We start from the raw sequence: 20458 nt of genomic DNA, 5'->3' as shown, positions 1-20458 counted from the left end.
CTCCGCCTCGGGCGGCGGACTCCGACGGGATGGACGGCGATAGGCCGGAGGCGATGCGGAGTTGTTCGGCGACCAGGTCCGGGTGTCCGGATCTGGTCGCCGATGTGGTCATTGCTGCATGGGGCGCGGCACGAAGCGGGTGCATTCGGCTGGTAGGCGTACGCCTGCGGTGCGGAGCTGGGCGATTCGGGTGAGGTAGGCGGCGCCCAGCATCATTTGGTCGGCTATGTCAGCTGCGTGGCGGTTACTGAGGGCGGCCAGGTAGGTGCCGGCTACCCAGTTGTTGAAGCCGCCCATGGCTGGGCCGCACCAGATCTGGTAGTCGGCGGTGCGGTCGGCTTCGCCGCGGATGCTCCAGCCGGAGGACAACCCGAGGTACCACCGGAATACCAAGGCCATCTTGCGTTTTGGATCTCCATCCGCGCCGACCAACTGTCCGGGGTCACGTTCGGTGAAGTAGGCGACGCAGTCCTGCCATACCGTCTCCAGTGGCCGCCGGAAGAGGGTTGCCTCGAGGTCGCGGCGTAGGTCGGCGGGAATATCGTCCAATCCGGCGTAGGCGCGGTAGGTGTCGTACAAGCGCTGGGCGCGGGCGGCGAACATGGTGCCGCGGCGCAGGACCTGGACCTGCACACCGAGTTCGAACATGTCGGAGGATGGCGCCATCGTGCAGTCGGCGAAATCCGCCTGGGCCAGTAGCTGTTTGGTTGTTTCACACTGGGCCGCCTCGCGAGTGGCCTGGTTGATCGATCCGGTCACCACATAGGCGGCACCGAGCGCGAAGGCCGCCGCAGCGGCAGCGGGGGTGCCGATACCGCCCGCGGCACCGATCCGCACCGCCGCCGCAGCGGGCACGGTGGTGGCAATCCGATCGCGCGCGGCGACAAGTTCCGGGAACAGCACGAGCAATGGCCTGCGGTCGGTGTGACCGCCGGAATCGGCTTCCGCGGTGATGTCGTCGGCCATCGGCACATGTTCGGCCAAGCGGGCCTGTTCCGGTGTCAGATCACCGGATTCGACCAATCGGCGCAGCAGAGCGACAGGTGCCGGTCGCAGGAAGGGTTCGGCGACCTCGACTCGGGACACCTTGGCTATCAGGCGATTGCGCACCTCGATCTGGCCGTGCCGGTCGATGCCGAGGCCCGCCGCCCGGTATCGCACGACCTCGGTGGTCAGGCCCATGAATGCCGAGGCCTCTACACAGCGCACACGGTGGCGCAGGCAGGAATCGACGATCGCGCGTTCCAGCGCCGGTTCGGACGGACTGTGAATCAGGTTGCAGGCAAACGGCTTTTCCAGCGAACTGAGCTCGGCCAGCGCCGCATCCACCGCCGGGGGCGTCACCCCGGCCGCACCATATGACGCCAGGTAGCCCGCACGCGCCATCGCCGCAACCAAGGCCGGAGCGGCGATGCCATTGGCCATCGCACCTACCGCGTATGCCGCGCGCACGCCGTGAGTCGCGTGGAACTGTCTGTCCCCTAGCAACTCCGGCGGCAGTGGCGCGACCGCGGTGAGCACCTGCGATCGTGCCGCGACCGCCGCATCCGAGGTCGCGCCCATCCGGCCGTCGTGCCGCACGATCCAGCACGGTTGCCGCACGTCGAGCAGTACGGCCGTGATGTCGTCGGCGGTTTCCGCGACGACGGTGGTTGACGATGCGGTCACGGCCGCTCCTTTCGCTCACCGAGTTCGACTGCCAGGTCGACCAGTTCGTAGATGCGCAGCCCCGGCTTCCAGAGCGAACCGTCCGCGATGACGGTCACACCGTTTGCGCCCCTGCGGATTTCCTTGATGTGCGCCTCCAGCCGCACCGTTCCGTCGGTCGGCAGGAATTGGCCGCGGTAGCGCCAGCTGAAGGCGATATCGCCGGGAATACGGAAGACCGGATCGCCGAGGGCGTCGGCTAATCCGGCGTCGAGCATCCACTCCTGAATGGCGTGGATGACCGATTCCACTCCGAGCGATCCCGGGATCACCGGGTCCAGGTGGAAGTGGCGGGCGAAATACCAGTCCGACGGGTCGATTTCGCGCAGTGAATGCAGATATCCCGCACCGTATTTTCCGCCGCCGTCGACCACGTCGATCCGGTCGATCAGTGCCAGGGTGCGACGCGCACACAGTCGGGCATTCGGATCCGAGCGGCGAGCGGCGACATCGATGGTGCGGGTGGCTTGTGGATGCTCGTCCAGCCAGGTCGGGACAGACCGTCCGGCATCGAGGCCGGTCTGGTTCGCCAGTGCTTCGTCGCTGAAGTACCCGAACATGGTCTCGCCGGTGTAGAACGGTTCACCATCGACACTCAGCGTGTAGTCGAAATTCTGCAGTGACGAGCCGGGCAGGATCGTCGTCGACAGCAGGCGTGAGGTCTGCTCGATCGTCTTGTCCCGCAGATCTACCTGGCGCAGGACGGTCGCAGTGCCGCCGAGGTTGCGCAGGCTCAGGGTGACACCAGGCTGGGTGAGGGTGGGACCGGCGTAGTAGCCCATCAGCAGCGCCGCCTGCAGCGAGGTCTCCATGTACACGAAATGCGGCATGGATTCGTTGGCCGTATCGCCGTAGTACCAGGAATCGGCGGGTGAATCGTATTCGGTACGGTACGTCGCGCCATCCAATTTGCCACGCGCACCGTCGAATTCGAGAACACGGTCGACCAGGAGCAGCCCGCCCGTCGGTAGGCGGGTCGCTCGGACGCCGGTGTATTCGGCGAATTCGGGTCCCATGGCGATGGCTTGATCACCGCGGGCGAGGTGGGTCATGTGGAATTCGTTCAGCAGTAGGCCAGGTACGGCGGCACCCGGGCCGACGCCCGCACCCGCCGCCTCGGCCACCGTCACGGTGACCTGTAGCGGAGCGGAACCCGCGATGGTCGCGGTGCCGGTGATATGCGGCCGGGGCACCAAGTCGATATCGGAGACTACGAATTCAACTGTGCCAGTTTTACTTTCGGCCGTGCCGAGTGCACTGGCGAGTGTGCTCCGCGATAGGCACAGCTGCATTCCGGCGAACAGTGCGAACACCTCCGCCCCCTGTACCGCAGCCGCCCACGTATCACCGTCGAAATGTGCGACCACGCGACCGCTCCCGGTACCACCGCGCAGCTCGATGGTGGCGACCTCGGTGAGTACCAAAGGGGACGCCGCCGCTAGTCGCGCGACGGATTCGATGCCGGAGCGTCGATATCCGAACACACCGGTGACATCGCCCTCGGTGAGGCGTAGCAGCGCCGCTCGATCCAGGCTGGTGCGCGTGGTGCGGACGGGCGGCTTGAATGCCCACTCCGGTGCGGCAGCGATGTGTGCGCCGGAGCTGGACCAGCCGCTGTGCCCCGGTTCCGTTGCCGCATCGGGGACCTGCGGGTGCACAGTCCGCTGCCATATCGCCCGTTGCAGTGCGACCTGGGCAGTCAGCGCGGCGCGGTGCGCGGCGACGACGCCCGCACGGATCTCGGACAGCGGTGCCGAGGTTTGCGAACGTGCCCGAGCGGTGGCCGTCGGCTCCGCGACTTCCTGCACCGCAGGGGTTCGGTGCGCCTCTGGCGTCCCATGCCCCGTAGACATTTCATGCGCCCCGGGCATCTCGCTCCCCAAAGGCATTCGGTGCGCCTCTGGCATCCCATGCCCCGTAGACATTTGGTGTGCCTCTGGCGTCCCGTGGCCCGCAGGCATTCGATGCGCCCCAGGCTTCTCGTGCCCTGCAGACATTGGGTGCGCCCCTGGCGTCCCGTGACCCCCGGATGTTTCGTGCGCCGCATACGTTTCGTGCGCCGCCGGGCTTTCCTGGACCGCAGGCGCCACCGCGCCCCGGACGGCAGCACCGCCGACCGGATCGAACGGCACCCCGTCGAACTCGATAACCGTCATGCCGACCACCCCCGTACCGAAGCCTGGAATTTCGCGGTCAGATCCGGCGTCGTCACCACGGTGACGTCCGAGAAACGTTGCAGCACTGTCCCATCCGATGTCGTCGCGGTGGCGTCGATCCGGACATCGAAGCGGCCGGGCCGTGGGTTGTCGACGGTGAGCAGGAACGGCTCGTCCGTGGGCAGCTGTCGGTAGTAGTCCACACGACCGACGCCCAGTGGCAGACAAGCCGCCCCCAGGAGTCGGTAGCCCAGCACCGGTGGGCCCTGCAGGATCAGGTCGGCGAGGACCGGGTCGTGCAGGCGGCCGGCGTAGGCACCGTCGGCCACTCGCGCGGCAGGCAAGGCGCAATCGAATACGATCGCCTCGTCCGAGGCCGCCAGTACCGTGCGCAGCCCTTGAAGTGCGGGCGCGTGGAACTGGATGGCATCGCGGTAGATATTCGCGTCGCTGACCGATCCGGTCGGGATCGCCTTGGTCGGCGGCTGATCGGGTTCGGCAGCCAGCAGCAGTGTCGCCCGGAAGTGCAGCGCATCGTCACTGCGGACAGTCGCCTCGACCAGCGCTAGGCCATCGACAGACTCGCCGGGGACGAGTTCGAGCTCGAGCTCATCCAGCGGATGGTCGAACACGATTCCCTTGAGGACCTGGAAATCCCTGGCACCGATGACCATTCGGCCGGGCATGCTGCGCTCAACCAGATTCACCATCGCGCCGATGCCGAACGTCGCTGGCAGCACGATATGTTCGCCGATTCGATGCGCCTGGATAATCGGATCGTCGGTGAGCCCGGTGATGATCCGCCGGGCCTGTATCGCGGGTGGATCGACTGTCGTATCGCCCGTGAGACTTTCGGCTGGACCGATCAGTACTACCGCATCGTCACGTCGCTCCGCGGTGAACTGTTCGGTGAAGGCCGCCGCACCCGTGTCTGGGTCCAGCAGGGCGATGCCGCGAGCATGGAAATGCGCACGCAGCTCGGGCGTCACCATGCCACCGTCCCAGGCACCCCAGTCGATAGCGGTGACATGGCAGTCGGGATGGCGCCGCCGATAGCTCACCGCGAATCGAGACAGCGCCTCGTTCGCGGTCGCGTAGTCGGCCTGACCCGCGTTACCGAACAGTCCGGCCACCGAGGTGAACAGCACCAGATGCCGTAGTTCGCCGAGTGCGGCCAGCACGGTGGCCAGCCCGGAGATCTTGGGATCCAGTACCCGCTCGATGGATTCGGCCGTTTTGTCGGTGATCATGGAATCCGCCAGCACACCCGCCCCGTGCACGACGCCGGTTATGGTGTCGCGCCACGGAGCGAGTGCGATGCGTACCGCCGCCTCGTCGGTGGCGTCGACGGCCAGATACTCCGCCCGCGAACCCAATTCGGTCAACGTTTCACTGATCTCGCGGGTGGCCCGTATTTGCGCGCACGCACGCTCGATATCGCGCGGCTTTGCTCCGGTACCGGCGAGTGCCCGCACCGCCGCAGCCTTGAGCTCGGTATCGGAAACGCCTGCAGCCCAGTCCGGTTCAGGCCTCAGCTCGGAGCGACCGAGCAGGACGAAGCGCGCCTCACTCCGCTGTGCCAGCGCTCTGACACATGTGGCGGTGACGCCACGCGCACCACCCGTGACGAGCAGAACATCCTGTGCCGTGAGCACACTCGGCCCCTGCTCGTGACGCACGATGCTGACCGAACGGGCGGGCGCATGCGCACTCGGCACCAGCGTCCTGCGCTGCTCCACCGCATCGATACCGACCTCGAGCGTGTCACGTGCGGCGTCGTGCAACTCCGCGGCGATCAGCTCGGCCAGTCGCGCCGGTGTGATTTCCGGGGCGATGTCCAGTGCCCGGCAGAACAGCGCGGGCTGTTCGGCCGCAAGGGTTTTCACGATACCGCCGACACCGCCGAGCAGTGCGGCAATCGGACCCGCCGTGCCGAGGAAGCCGAGGTGACCGTCGATCCGGGTCACCGTCACGAACGCCGCCCGATCAGCGGTCTTCGCGAGGCGCGGCACCGCATGACCGGCGGTCAGCACGGCGGCGCCGAGCCACCGCTGCGCGGCCTCCCAATCGGCGAACTCACTGCTCAGCACCGCGAGGAAGACATCGACGGAATCGAGATCCGACAGGCCTGCCGAATCCGTCCGATGCATCGACCAGCCCTGTTCGGTGAGCACGGATTCGATGGCGGCGCAGTCGGCATCCGCCTGGCCGGTGAGGTCGACCAACGCGACCACACCGCTCTCGCGATACGGGGCAACGGCCCGGTCCAGCGACGGCAGGGTGATCAGTTCGACGGCATACCGCGGCGTTTCGGCCGCGGCCTCAGCTTTTGGGTGGACATCACCGCCCACCGACGTCGCGAACTCATCGACGATCTGATCCACCGTGCGTAGCGTGCCGAGCTGCTCCGGACCGAGGCTGGGTAAGTCCGGAAACCGTTCCTGGAGTGCGCCGATCACCTGAACTCGCTTGATCGAATCGACGCCGAGGTCGGCCTCCAGATCCATCGACGGATCCACCATTTCGACCGGATAGCCGGTCTGCTCGGCGACGACCTCCCGCAATGCGATCCGCAGGTCGTCACCCGTGGGTGCGGCCGTCGAAGTGGTTCCGGCACCAGCCGTGGATGCCGCCGCAGCAGCAGTTCCGGCAGCACCCGCGGGTACACCAGCTCCGGAACCAGTCGCAGTCACCCCGGCAGTTCCGGCAACCGCAGGTGCAGTCGCCCCGGCAGTTCCAGGAGCCGCGGCAGGCGCGCCCGGACCCTCCGAGGCCACCGCACCCGCACCCAGCAAACTCGCGATCTGATCGAGCGTCCGCAGCGTCCCCAACTGCTCCGGCCCGAGGTTCGGCAACTGCGGGAACAGCTCCTGCAGCGCCCCGATCACCTGAACCCGCTTGATCGAATCCACCCCGAGATCGGCCTCCAGATCCATCGACGGATCCACCATCTCCACCGGATACCCGGTCTGCTCGGCCACGACCTCCCGCAACGCGCTCAGCAGTGCGTCGGTGGATACCTGAGAACTGGATGCCGCGCCACCTCCGGACTCCGTAGCAGCCGCGCCACCATTGACCTGGAACTCGGGAGCAGCGGCGACACCACCGTTGAACTGGGGAGCGGCGGAAGTGCCACCGTTGAACTCCGAGGTGACCGGTCCACCGTTGGTGGAGATCCCCGAATGCGCCGCATCGGTTTCGGCAGCACCCGATGTGCCGACGCCCCTCGGAGCCAACGGCCGACGCTCAGGCGCCGACTCGATGGCCGCCTGCCGAGTGGACTCCACCCGCCGCGTCACGGCCGCCGTCCGCGCAACAGGCGCGAATCCACCCTCCAGCTCCGCCAACTGCGCGAGCACTTCACTTGCCCGCGAATGACTTTCACTGATCGCCACACCGTGATCCTTCACGGCTTCGATCGCCCGCACGGTCGCCTCGTCGAGCGAACCGCCGCCCAGCGCCCCGGCCAGGTTGCGGGCCATATCCAGCTGCCCGTCGAGGAACTGACGGTGGGTCTGTAAGTGCTGCACGAGCGCACTGTCGAGTGCGTCCGAGCCCGAATCGTAGGACTGATACACGGTCGTCTCCGTTGGTTCGGCGAAAGTTACTGCCACGGGCAGCGTTTCAGGCTGAGGATCGACGACGGTGTCGACTGGAGTTGGTGCGGCAACACTGACGCGATAGCCGTCGTCGAGTGCGGCCGCATACGCCGCACGCCGGCTCTCGGGCACGTACTCGGGCGCCGAGATCGTCACGGTCATCGCACGATTCGAGGTGCGCGAAGCGGGCAGGGGCGCCACGTGCCGATTGATGCCGTGCAGGCCGAAGCCGAGCACAGCCAGCCGCACCGCCGCCCGTACCAGCGCGAGATCGCTATTGCCGATGGGACCGGAGTCCGTCGGGATGGCGATGACATCGTCGCCGAGGGTGCGCCGCACCAATGAGGTCAGCACCTGCTTCGGGCCGAATTCCACGAACACCGTGCAGCCATCCGCACGCATCGCGGTCAGCGCGGCGACGAATTCGACCGGCTTACTGAGCTGTCCGGTGAGCAGCGCCCGATTGGCCGCGACATCATCGCCATAGCGGGCATCGGGGGTATTCGCGTACACCGGCGCGTCGGGCGCACCGATCGTCACCGCCGCGGTCGCGTCGGCGAACGCGTCCACCGCATGCGCCACATAGGGCGTGTGGAACGCACCCGACACCGGCAGTGCCCGAGTGGCCACCCCACGCGCACCGGCCCGCTCGACCACGGCGGCGATCCCCTCCGGCCCGCCGCCGACAACGACCTGATCGGGCGCATTGTGGTTGCAGATCCACACATCGTCGACACCGGCGAGCAGTTCCTCGGCGATCTCCCTCGACGCACCGAGCGCCACCATGGTCCCGGCCTCGACACCGGCTGCCGGCGTCATCGCCGCACCGCGCGCCCGGGCCAGGGCGAAGAAGTCCTCGGTGCCGACCGCACCGGAGGCCCACAGCGCGGTGAGTTCACCGAAGCTGTGGCCCAGATATCCGTCCGCACAGAACCCGCACTCCGCCAGCGCCCGGAACTGCCCCGACGACAGCGCACCGATCGCAGGCTGCGCGAATTCGGTTCGGCGCAAAGACTTTTCCTGCTCCGACGATGTCTCTTCGTCGAACGCGGGCGGCGGGAACACCACCGAAGACAGCCGCACCGGCGCTCCGGTGAATGCGATATTGGCCGCATCGAAGGCCGCGCCGACCGCCGGATTGCTCAGTGCCGCATCCGCTCCCATATCGACGTACTGACTGCCCTGCCCGGCGAAGAGCGCACCGATCTTGCGCTCCGGCAATGCCGCCGCCCGGAAGTACACGCCCTCCGGGTGATCCCACGCCACGGCCTCTGGATTGCGCACCAGCTCGTCCACCGCGAGCGCCCGCAGATGCGCGGCATTCTCATCGTCCACCGAGACGAATCCGATGCGGGCGTGATCCTCCGGAATATCACCGCCGTCGATGCCATCCACGCTGCGGACCGCATCCACCAGCCCGGCCACATCGGGCGCATGCCACAGATGTGCCCGCGCGGTGCGATGCAATACCGGCTCGGTGCGACCGGAGTCGGCCTCCTCCAACACGACGTGGAAGTTGGTGCCGCCGAACCCGAATGCCGAAGCCGCCGCTCGACGCACCGGACGCTGCGGATCCCGGATCCACGGCCGCGTCCGGGTATTCACGTAATAGGGCGCGTCGTCCGGCGCGATCTCCGCATTCGGCGCGTCCACATTGATGGTGCCCGGCAACACCTTCTGGTGTAGTGCGAGCGCCAACTTCATGACCGAGGCGGTCCCCGCGGCCCCCTTGGTGTGCCCGATCTGCGACTTCACACTGCCCAGCGCCGCGAAGCGGGACTCCGAAGTCGCGTCGGACAGCAGCGATTTCAGCGCGGTGAGCTCGGTCTTGTCGCCGACCGGCGTACCGGTCGCATGCGCCTCGATGAGCGCGACATCCGCCGGTGAGCAATCGGCGTCGGCATAGGCCCGATCGAGAGCGACCCGCTGCCCGCCCGCACGCGGCGCGTAGATGCTCTTCGCACGGCCGTCACTGGAGGAACCCAGGCCGCGGATGACGGCGTAGATCCGATTGCCATCACGACGTGCATCTTCCAGCCGCCGCAGAGCGAGCATGGTGATGCCCTCACCGAGCAGGGTGCCGTTCGCATCGGAGGAGAACGGGCTGATCTGTCCGTTCGCCGACAGCGCCCCCACCTTGCTGAAGCACATGTAGATGAAGATGGTGTTCTCGGTATCCACACCGCCGGTGATCATCATGTCGGCGCGGCCGTCCTGCAGTTCGGCAATGGCCGTCCGCAGTGCGGCAAGCGATGCCGCACACGCCGCATCGACGGTGCAGTTGATACCGCCGAGGCCGAGCCGATTGGCGACCCGGCCCGCGGTGATATTGGCCAGCAGGCCCGGGAACGAATTCGCTTCCCACGGCGCGAAAGCCGCGACGAACTTATCGGCGATCGCATCGGCGTCGGTATCGGAGAGCCCGACCGAGCGCGCCGCCTCCTTCAACACCGGTGTCGAAAGTCGTGCCGCCAGCGGATGCATCAGCGGCACCGGCCCGGTGGTGCCGAGCACGACGCCGGTCTTGCCCGGGTCGTACCAAGCCGAATCGACCGCGCCCGCATCGATCAGCAGATCGCGCGCCACACCGAGGCTGAGGGTCTGCATGGTGCTGGTGACTTCGAGCTGATTGGGCGGCAGCCCGAATTCCAGCGGGTCGAAGTCGATATCGGGCAGGAACGCGCCGCGACGCGAGTAGGTCTTATCGGGCGCGTCCTGATCGGCGTCGAAGTAATCGTCGAGGCTCCAGCGCGATGTGGGCACCTCGGTGGTGCAGTCCACGCCGTCGACGATGTTCTGCCAATACTCTCGATGGTTGTGCGCGTTGGGCAGCAGCCCGGACATCCCGACAATAGCGATCGGGTTGCGCGCCAGGCGTCTGTCGTCTGTCACGAAAGTTCCTCTCGAACCGGGTGGAAAATCAGGCGGCGACGGTGGTCGCGGTACGCGACGCGATGAGTTCGGCCGCACCCGCGGCGAACATGTGATGACCGAGCGAGCTCGGGTGCAGACCATCGGCGGTCCACACCTCGGGCCGCTCCCACTCGGACTGGGCGGCGATATCCAACAGCAGCGTGCCGGTTTCGGCGGTGACTGCGGCCAGCACCGTATTGGCGAAGACGAACCGCTCCCGCAGCAGCGCACGGAAGCCGTCCGGCACCGGCAGGCGGGCCGGAATGTCCGGGTAGCTCGCCGTGAAAACCGTTGCGCCAGTGCTACGCAACGTGCCGAACAAGGTTCCGAGATTGCGTTCGAACCGGTCCGGGTCGAAGTCACTGACCAGATCGTTCACGCCGACAACGACACCGAAGAGGCCGGATCGCGCCGAAACGGCCCGGCGCAGTTGCTGTTCGAGCACAATGCTGGTCGTAGCCCCGTGCACACCGAAATTACGCACGGCAGCGGGTCGCAGGCCGAGCTGGCCGCCCAATCGGGGCACCCAGCCGCGGTAGCCGCCGCCGGCCGCGGCGTCACCGCGGCCCTCGACGAAGCTGTCCCCCAACGCGGTTAGGCCGGGGCCGTTCATGCCGACACCCCATCGTTGGTGACATGCCGCGCGTCGACCGGGAAGTCGACCTTCTCGTACAGCTCGGTGAGCTCCTGCTCGCCGAAGTACTTGTCCGGCGAGTAGATTCCGGCGATCAGCCCGAAGAACTTCTTCGAGTAGTCCTCGTCATAGCTGGTAGCGCGGAATACCGAGTCGTAGTACGGCGTCAGCGACAGCTCCGAAATGCTCTGTGTCAGTTCGTAAGTGCTCGCGCTCTGCGCATCGCGCTCCACCTGGTACTCGGCCAGCGCCTCGTCGAGTGACCGGGCGCCGGACAGGCCCGCGTCGACCAGATCAGCCAGCAGCTGGGCGTACTTGAAGGCGTCGGTAATGCCCCAGCCGGTGAACGGATCCTTGTGGTAGCCGGCGTCTCCCACCAGCGCCCAACCGGGTCCGTAGGAGCGGCGACGGTAGTTGTCCGGGTAGAGCATGGGCCGGAACTGCTCGACCCGCTTACCCGTATCCCGCAGGCGCGCACCGATTTCCGGATCGATCTGGTCGACGATCTCCTGCACACCGGCATCCGGATCGGTGCGGAAGTCGCGGAACCGGTCGCGCTTGCGCATCACCGCGACCAGCGCGAGCCCGTCATTGGTCGGCCACGACGCGAACTGCTGCTCACCGAATCCGGTGCGGTGCTGCATACCCCAGTCGACGCCCTCGTAGTAGGAGTAGTAGACGAAGCACGCCGCCGGGGAGCCCTCGTACACCTCGGTGCCGACCGCCTTCGCCACGGTCGAATTCGATCCGTCGGCACCGATCACCAGGCCGGCACGGAACTCCTGTTCCGCACCGTCGCGGATGCGCCCGCGAATGCCGACCACCCGATCCTCGTCGAACACCAGCTCGGTGACGGAGAACCCGTGGATCACCTCGACGCCCGCGTTACCGGCCGCGTCGACCAGGATCTTGTCCAGCACGGTGCGGCGCGGGCAGTACACGGCATCGACGCCGTCGGCCGCAACATCGGCGAAGCCCTTGATGACGATGTCGGTGTAGGAGAAGTTCAGGTGCCGGATGGGCGGGCAGCCGGAAGCCACCACCTCGTCCAGCAGACCCCACGACTTCAGCAGCCCGAGTCCGGCCTGGTGGATGTAGTGGGTCGAGGGGGTGTCGCTCGGGAAGGTGGCGCGGTCCACGGCGAGGACCCGGTAACCCTTCCTGGCGAGCAGCATGGCCAGCGGGGAACCCGCAACCCGAGTTCCGACAACGATGACGTCGTACATGTTCGCATCACTTTCCGGTAGTCGAATTCGATTTCGAGATCGGCCGCGCTTATTGCGCGGGTTGGCGTGCCGGGTAGAGGTAGTCGATATCGGCGGAATAGGCCGCCGCGATCGCGGCTCGGCGCAGTTTCCGCGAGGAGGTCAGCAATCCGTCGTCAACGGTGAAGTCGCCGTCCACAATTCGGAATGCGCGGATCGATTCCGCGCGGGAGACAAGGGAATTCGCGTCGTCGACCGCGGACTGCACGGCAGCTTCGACATCACCGTCGGGATGGTCGCCGCGCCAGCGCTGCACCTGCACCGGATCCAGCGTCACCAGCGCCGTGACGTAGTCGAGGCCGTCACCGACCACCATGCAGTTGCTCACCAGCGGATGCAGCCGCACCCGGTCCTCCAACGGCGCGGGCGCGACATTCTTGCCGCCGGAGGTCACCAGGATCTCCTTCTTTCGCCCGGTGATGCGCAGGTAGCCGTCGGCGTCGAGTTCACCGATATCGCCGGTGTGCAGCCAACCTTCGTCGTCCACGACGGCCTGGTCCGCCGCCGCACCCCAGTAGCCCGGCGAGACATGCGGGCCACCGACCAGCACTTCGCCGTCGGCTTCCGCAATGGCGACCGAAGTGCCCGGAATCGGTCGCCCGACGGTGCCGAGCCGATTGGTTTCCGGGGCACTGACCGTCACGGCGGTCGCCGCCTCGGTGAGCCCGTAGCAGTTCAGCAGCACCACACCGAATCCGGCGTAGAACCCGATCGTCGACTCGTCGAGCGAGGCGCCGCCGGAGATGACGGAGCGCAGCTGCCCACCGAGCGCGGCCGCCACCGGATGGTCGGACGGGTCCGGTGTCGCCTGGTCACGCAACACCGCCAAGCCGCGCGCCACCGCATCCTGCTCCTCGGTGCCGGACAGCAGTGTTCGGCAGTACTTGCGAATCTTCTCCAGGCCGTAGGGAATCAGAGCCAAGAAGGTGGGCCGCAGCGTCGGCAGCACCGGCACGAGGTCCGGGATACCCGGCAGCAGATGGGTGCGGCTGCCGCCGACCAGGCAGGCGAACAGGATGGTCTGGCCGAAGACGTGCGACAGCGGCAGCGCGAGCACGGTCGTGCCGTCGAACAGCTCGCCGGTCTGCCGCACGGTATTGGCCGAGGATACGAACATATTGCGGTGCGTGATCAGGCATCCTTTCGAGACGCCGGTGGTTCCGCTGGTGTAGACGATCATGGCGAGGTCGTCGGCGTGCACCGCGGCAATGCGGGCATCGAGATCCGCGTCGATCTCGGTCGCCGTCCACTCCGCGATCAGCGCGAAGGTCCAGACCTCACCCGCACCCGCGGCACGCAGGCGCGCTGCATCGGATTCGTCCTCGGCGACGAAATACGCACTGCCGCTATCGCGCAGGATGTGCTCGATCTGCGCCGCCGACGACGTCGGATACACCGGAACGACCACGGCGCCGAGGGCGAGCAGTGCGCAATCCAGCAGCGCCCACTCCAGGCTCGTGCGGCCGAGGATCGCGACCCGATCCCCCGCTTGCACGCCACGCCCGGCCAGCACCGAGGCCAGCGCCCGTGCCCGCCGGTCCACTTCGGCGCAGGTGAGTTGCGTACCGTCCGCGCCGCACAGCGAATGCCGTTGCGGATGTGCCGCGGCCGCACCGGAAATCACCGAGTACAAACTCGCGTCGTCCGGGAGGTCGATTCCGTTCTCGGTCACTGACACTGTATTCACAATGTCGAATTCTGGTCGGCGGCAACGAATTACGTCCCCGCCGATACAGAGGTTCCTACCGCGCGAATGTCATGGCCTATCGAAGGACTCAGGCCGATAGCGCACGGGCAATATCTATACGTGCCGGTTCGGGGGAATCGATGCACTCCAGGAAAAACGAAACCGCCGGATTCGACTCGTCCGTACGCCACACCGCGTACAAATCCAATGTCGGCACCGGATCGAACAGTTTGACCGCCACCGAGCTACTGCCCGGCGCCCCCATACCCATCGAGATCGCGCGCGGTAGCGAGGCGAATCCGACGAACGGACGCACCGAAACCATATGCGCGGTCGCACCGGGATCGTCCGCGGTATGCGCGACCGCCAGGCTGATCCTGGTGTCCGCGGCCGCGCGGAAGATGGAGTCGTACATGGCCGGACACTGTTCGCGGGCGAACAGCACACACTCCTGCCCCGCCAATTCGGCGAAGGGCACGCCGGGCCGGTCGGCCCAGCGGTGCCTGCGCCCGACCACCGCCACCAGCGGAACCCGGTGCAGCAACCGGCGATACGAGAAGTCCGAGGTGCTCGGGTGGCCGTAGACCAGCGCTACGTCGAGCGAGCCGTCGGCCAGCGCCGCCAACTGCGGGCCGGTGCGCTTTTCCCACAGTGACACCACGATATCGGGATGTCGTTCGGTCATTCCGGTGAGCGCATCCGGCAGCACATGTCTGCTGGCCGGAAGGTTGTAACCGATATTGAGGGTGCCCGCGCGCCCCTCGGCGGTCGCCTTGGCGACCTGGGCGGCCCGATCCATCTGGGCCACGATGATGCGGGCTTGACTCTCGAATTCTCGGCCCGCCGGGGTCAATTTGACCTCGTGGGAGTTACGTGCGACCAGTTGCACACCGAGTGATTTCTCCAGCTTCTGCAGCTGGGCACTGAGACTGGGCTGCGTGAGATGCAAGCGCTGCGCTGCGCGGCCGAAATGCAGCTCTTCGGCAATAGTGATGAATGAGACCAGATGTCGGAACTCCATACCACCGGCTCCTTATTCCGCGTATCCGAAACGTTAGCGGAGCCAGATAACCGAGGATGAACCGCGGTCGGACGGCTATTGCCGAGACCGTTGCTGCCGGGTGAACTGACCACGGAACGTTTCGCAGATGTGCTATAGCGGAGCCGCGACCATCTAGCATCCCCGAAACGACAGGCCGAGGCAATAGCGAATACCTCACGTTCGGACCCGGCGCGCTATCACACCGGGTCCGAGCGCAACTCACTTGGCGGTGAACCGCGTCGGCAAGGCTTCCAGCCCGCGAATGACCACATTCGGCTTATATGGCGGTTCGTCCGAAAGCAGTTCGATATCACGCACTTTCCGCAACAGCACGTCGAGCAGCACCTCCATCTCCAGCAGTGCCAGGGGTGCGCCGAGGCAGTAGTGGATGCCGAGACTGAAGCCGAGGTGCTTCTTGGCCGGACGCATCGGATCGGAATACCTGGCGACGTCGACCCGGTCCGGATCGGCGAAGACGGCATCGTCGCGGTTGGCCGAATTGATCAGCACCACAACCCCTTCGCCGGTTTCGAACTCGTGGCCCGCGACGGTGATCGGCCGAGTGGCGGCACGGGTGGTGATCTGCACCGACGGCTCCAGCCGCAGCAGTTCGTCGGGTGCGGATGCGGTCAGCTCGGGACGTGCGCGCAGGGCCGCGATTTCGCCCGGATTGCGCATCAACTGCAGCATGCCGGTGCCGATCAGATTGGCGGTGGTCTCGTGCCCGGCGACGAAGGTGGTGATGCAGGTGGCCAGTAGTTCCTGTTCGGTGAGTACATCGCCGCGGTCCTCGACCTGCGACAACACGCTCAGCAAGTCGTCCTTCGGATCGTGACGCCGCTCGTTCAGCAACTCACGGAAGTAACCCATGAAGCCACGCGAACCGGCGCTGCGGGCCTTCAGCGCCTCCTCGGGCAGCGTGTAGTCGTGATCGAAGCCGCGCGCCAGGTCCTGGGACCACTGGTGCACTTGCGCATAGGCCTCCGGCGGCACGCCGATCAACTCGCAGGCGATGATCAGCGGCAGCGGGTAGGCGATCATCTCGACGAGATCGAATTCGCCCGCAGCCAGCGCATTGTCGACGAGCTCCGCGGTGAGCTGCTCGATGCGCGGGCGCAGCCGTGTCACCATGCGCGGGGTGAAGCCCTTGGTCACCAGATTGCGCAGCCGGGTGTGGTCCGGCGGCTCCATCCAGAGAAACGAAGTGGGCAGTTCCTCGGGTGCATCATCCGGTGACACGGTGGGATGCATCATCGCGGCCTCTTCCGCATGACTCCACGCGGTGGTCGACAGCACGGCCGTGCAGTCCTCGTAGCGGGTCAGCAGGTGGTGCCCGAGTGGGGTCTGATGCAGCGGGCCCGCTTCGCGCAGGACGCGTGCGGGTGTGTAGGGGTCGGATCTGCCTTCCGGGCCGAATAAGTGAGCTATGGCGGTCTGGATGGCGGAATCCTGGTCCGCCACCGCCGTATTCGCATGCGACATGTCGGGGTGGTCCCTTCTGTGCGGTGCACCGCCGAACGGGCGGTGCGGCCGGTCGGACTGTGGCGGTGCGGGGCCGCGACATTGCGGACCCGTCACCTCGTCGGTTCGATGAGGATCGGTGTGCGTTCGGCTGTTACGGCTGGTTTTGTGTTGCCGCGCAGCAGGATTCGACCAGCGATCAGTGGATGCAGAAGTGCCGCGGGTGGTTCGACGAGATTTGCGACACGTAGAAAGGTCCGCGCGACATGCGGATCGACATGTGCGGCGCGGTGCACTCGGGCGACATAGGCATTGGTGAGGCGCGTGCGCGTCGTGCGCGGGCCGATGACGCCCGGGTGGCTGAGATCGGCACCGGCGGCGAGCTGCCACGCCACATCGACGACTTTGCCCGCGGCGGAGTAGAACCGGGCAGGTAGCGCGGCCTCGTCGCCGGCACGCAGACAGTCGCGCAGGACGAGGGCCTGCTGTGCGGCCACGGCCATGCCCTGCGCGTACAGCGGATTGAAGCTGCACAGTGCGTCGCCGAGTACCAGAAACCCCCGCGGCACAGCGGAAAGCCGCTCGAAGCGGCGGCGCACCGGGGATCGGAACCGGTGCGGCACGGCATCCTCGAGCGGTTCGGAGCTGGTGATGAGTTCGTGGATATCGGGTGCCGCAATGGTGGCGGCGAATTCGGCGAAGCCGTCCGGATCGGTCGGTGGATGGTCGCCGAGCATTCCGGCCAGCGTGATGTGCCACCGGTCGCCCTCGACCCGAATCGCACCGCCACCACGGCCATTCGGGCCGGTGGAGATGATCACCGAGGAGTGGCCGCCCAATTGTCCGGGCCGCCAGCGGAAGAGTCGGGAGGCGTAGCCGAGATCGACCTCGAGGCGCTCCTCCAGGGGTATCCGCGCGCCGAGGGCAGCCAGCCATACGCTCGCGCGGGAGCCGCGTCCGGTCGCGTCGACGATGAGGTCCGTGGCGTGTGCCTCTGCGCCGTATCCGCCGGAGACCGACACCGCACGCACCCGTGCGGCATCGCCTATGAGGCCGCGCGCCATGCCCTCACACAGGCGCACGCCGGGCACGGCGAGTGTTCGTTGCCGCAGTACCTCTTCCAATAGCGGCCTGGTCGCCATCACCGAGGTGAGCCCGGTCGAAGTGGGCGCGACCCGCAATCCGCCGACGTACCAACGGGTTCCGACCAATGCCTCCGCAGTGGTCGCGCCCCGATCGGCCATTTCGGAGGTGAAACCCGGATACAGCTGTTCGATAATGGTGCGGCCACGATCCAGGAGTCCGTGCAGGTGCCGTGCCTGTGGTACGCCGCGTCGCATGGCGGTACCGGCCACCATGTCGCGCTCGAAAATGGTGACCCGGGTGTAGTGCTCGGAAAGCACCCGCGCCGCGAGCAGCCCCGCAATGCCCGCGCCGAGCACTACCGCGTGCCGCCGCTCGTTCATGACTGCGCCTCGCCGGCGCTCAGCTCCGGCACGAGCGAGAGCTCGGCTGTGGTCGTGGTTCGCGTGCTCACAGCGACACCGGCAAGGACACAATGCCGCGGTGGATCAGGCTGGGCCGGTATTCGACGGTGTCGGTGGCGAGTTCGAGTTTCGGGGCCCGGTCGAGCAGGGCGCCGAGGGCGGCCTCCGCCTCGATTCGCGCAAGCGGCGCACCGACGCAATAGTGGATGCCGAGGCTGAAGCCGAGATGCTTGCGCGCCGGTCGGTTTCCGGCGTAGCGAGTGACATCGAAGGTATCCGCGTCCGGGTATACCCGATCGTCCCGGCTGGCCGAGGCGGTGAGTACGACCACGCCGTCGCCGCGACGGAATTCGTGCTCACCGACGGTGGTGTCGGCCAAGGCGACTCGGATGGTGAACTGGGTCGGGGCGTCGTAGCGCAGCATCTCGTCCAGCGACGGACCGATCAACTCCGGATTATCCCGAAGCAGCTGCAGCTGAGCCGGATTGCGCAGCAGTGCCAGCATGCCGTTGCCGATCAGGTTGATCGAGGTCTCCATGCCCGCGACCAGCGTAAGCAGCGCGATCCCGATCACCTCGGGCTCGGTCAACTGCTCACCGCTGGCGGCCACCAGCGTGCTCAACAGATCCGGTGTCGGATTCGCCTTCTTCCGCTGGATCAGCCGGGTGAAGTAGCCCATGCACTCCATTGCCGCGGTGCCGCGTGCGGCCACCTCGTCCGGGCCGAGCAGCGAATCCGGATCACTGCCCCGCGCGATCGCCAGCTGCCACTCGCGGAACAGTGCGCCATCGGCCGGATCCGCACCGAGCAGCCGGACCGGTACCATCGCCACCGCGAGGGGAACAGCGAGATCGTCGAGCACATCCAGCTCGCCACGACGCACCGCCGCGTCGACCAGGTCGCTGACAACCTGACCGGCGACCGGAACCATCTCCGCCATCAGCCGCGGCGTGAACGCCTTAGCGACCAGCTTCCGGTAGCGGCCGTGTTCCGGCGGATCCATTCGGACGAAGGACCCCGGAATCGCGGCGGTGGTGTCGCGGAACGGGCTGATTCCGGCGGCATAGCCGTGACCCCAGTCCGGGCCGGTCAGGATGGCGGCGCATTCCTCGTAGCGGGTGATCAAAGTGACCGGCACATCCCCGAATTCGTACGGGAACAGTGCGGCGGCATCGCGCACCCGACGGTATGCCGGATACGGGTCCGCCCGCTCGCTGGGATCGAAGGCATCGAACGTAATCGGAATTGCTGTGTTCATCGGCCCTCCAGCCGCACATGAAGTTCGGACATGCCGCGCACGACCACATTCGGCCGATACGGCGGTTCCTCGAGCAGTGTCATGGCACCGACGCGATCGGCGATGGCGCGCAGCACCACCTGCATCTCCAGCCGGGCCAGCGGCGCACCGAGGCAGTAGTGCAGGCCGAGGCCGAAAGATAAGTGCCGCTCGGCCTTTCGACCCCTGGCATATCGCGCGATATCGAACTTGTCGGCGTCCGGGAAGGCGAGCGTGTCGCGGTTGGCCGAGGCCAGCAGGACGATCACCGCGTCACCGGGTGCGAAAGTCCGCCCGGAAACGGTGATCACGTCGTGCGCAGTGCGAGTGGTGAGGTGCACCGGCGCGTCGTAGCGCAGCACCTCGTCGACGGCGGATTCGCACAGCTCCGGGAATTCGCGCAGCCGCTGGAACTCCTCCGGATTGCGGATCAGCGCGAGCACACCGTTGCCGATCAGGTTGACGGTCGTCTCGTGCCCGGCGACCACGAGAATCAGCAGTGTGCCGAGCAATTCGGTGCGGGTCAGCCGGGCGCCCGCGTCATCGGCCTGCACCAGCGCCGTGATCAGGTCGTCGCGTGGGGATTTGCGGCGTTGCTCCACCAGATCGCCGAAGAACTCCAGGAAGGCGTGCACCGCCGCGCTGCGTGCGGCCAATTCCGCGGGCGAGAGCAGCAGATCCGGATCGAGGCCGCGAGCGATGCCGGTCGAGATCTGACGCACGTGCTCATGCGCCTCGGCCGGGACACCGAGCAGCTCACACACCATGGTGAGCGGCAGCGGATAGGCCAGTGCATCCAGCAGATCGACCTCGCCCGCGGCGAGCATCTTCGCCAGCAGATCGTCGACCAACTGTTCGGCCCTGCCCCGCATGCCGCTGACGGTGCGCGCGGTGAATGCCTTGCTGACCAGTCCGCGCAGCCGAGTGTGCTCCGGCGGCTCCATCCAGAGGAATGAGCCGGGCAGTTCGACATCGCTGTCGCCGTGCAGCAGTTGCGGTTCCTCGGCGTGGCTCCAGCGCGGGTCCTGCATGATCGTCTGCGCCTCGTGGTGACGGGTCACCAAGTGCATATCGTGCGGTCCTGGCACGAAGGGGCCCGCGTCACGCAGCACCGCATAGCTGTCATACGGATTGTGTCGCATATGCGGTGCGACGCTCTCGACGACCGCCAGCTGAACCGGGGTCAACTCCTCGACCGCGGAATGGTCGGAACTCACCGGCAACTCCTGAA

General features: G+C 66.8%; 11 protein-coding genes. All 11 read right to left on the bottom strand.

The window, feature by feature from the left end; genetic code table 11:
- Nucleotides 1-108: 108 nt before the first annotated feature.
- Entirely contained in the window at nt 109-1668 is a 1560-nt protein-coding gene (locus ON44_RS39330) for a PfaD family polyunsaturated fatty acid/polyketide biosynthesis protein (protein ID WP_040699866.1), read from the bottom strand.
- Nucleotides 1665-3560 carry a beta-hydroxydecanoyl-ACP dehydratase gene (locus ON44_RS39325; RefSeq protein ID WP_245567516.1) on the bottom strand — a complete coding sequence of 632 codons (1896 nt, stop codon included), beginning with the start codon at nt 3558-3560 and terminating at the stop codon, nt 1665-1667. Before ON44_RS39325 ends, ON44_RS39330 begins: the two co-directional genes overlap by 4 nt.
- A 299-nt stretch (nt 3561-3859) precedes the next feature.
- A complete protein-coding gene (locus ON44_RS39320; RefSeq protein WP_040699865.1) occupies nt 3860-10354 on the bottom strand; it encodes a type I polyketide synthase in 6495 nt (2164 codons plus the stop codon).
- Between the two features lie 28 nt (nt 10355-10382).
- A complete protein-coding gene (locus ON44_RS39315; RefSeq protein ID WP_040699864.1) occupies nt 10383-10988 on the bottom strand; it encodes an SGNH/GDSL hydrolase family protein in 606 nt (201 codons plus the stop codon).
- Entirely contained in the window at nt 10985-12235 is a 1251-nt protein-coding gene (locus ON44_RS39310) for an NAD(P)/FAD-dependent oxidoreductase (protein ID WP_040699862.1), read from the bottom strand. Before ON44_RS39310 ends, ON44_RS39315 begins: the two co-directional genes overlap by 4 nt.
- 49 nt (nt 12236-12284) lie before the next feature.
- Entirely contained in the window at nt 12285-13961 is a 1677-nt protein-coding gene (locus ON44_RS39305; RefSeq protein WP_040699861.1) for an AMP-dependent synthetase/ligase, read from the bottom strand.
- An 88-nt stretch (nt 13962-14049) separates the two neighbouring features.
- Nucleotides 14050-14982, bottom strand: a complete 933-nt coding sequence (locus ON44_RS39300; protein ID WP_040699860.1) for a LysR family transcriptional regulator — start codon at nt 14980-14982, stop codon at nt 14050-14052.
- 240 nt (nt 14983-15222) lie between these two features.
- Nucleotides 15223-16485 (bottom strand): cytochrome P450, encoded by a 1263-nt coding sequence (locus ON44_RS39295; protein ID WP_040699859.1) that lies wholly within the window; start codon nt 16483-16485, stop codon nt 15223-15225.
- A 92-nt stretch (nt 16486-16577) separates the two neighbouring features.
- Entirely contained in the window at nt 16578-17930 is a 1353-nt protein-coding gene (locus tag ON44_RS39290; RefSeq protein WP_051183026.1) for an FAD-dependent oxidoreductase, read from the bottom strand.
- Nucleotides 17931-17997: 67 nt separating this feature from the next.
- Nucleotides 17998-19209 (bottom strand): cytochrome P450, encoded by a 1212-nt coding sequence (locus tag ON44_RS39285; RefSeq protein ID WP_040699858.1) that lies wholly within the window; start codon nt 19207-19209, stop codon nt 17998-18000.
- Nucleotides 19206-20444, bottom strand: a complete 1239-nt coding sequence (locus ON44_RS39280) for a cytochrome P450 (protein WP_040699893.1) — start codon at nt 20442-20444, stop codon at nt 19206-19208. The genes ON44_RS39285 and ON44_RS39280 overlap by 4 nt, the downstream gene beginning before the upstream one ends.
- Between the last annotated feature and the right edge of the window lie 14 nt (nt 20445-20458).

The organism is Nocardia vinacea NBRC 16497 (assembly GCF_000308835.1).
Taxonomy (GTDB): domain Bacteria; phylum Actinomycetota; class Actinomycetes; order Mycobacteriales; family Mycobacteriaceae; genus Nocardia; species Nocardia vinacea.
The sequence above is the reverse complement of the archived record's forward strand: the minus strand, read 5'-3'. Positions and strand labels throughout refer to the sequence as shown.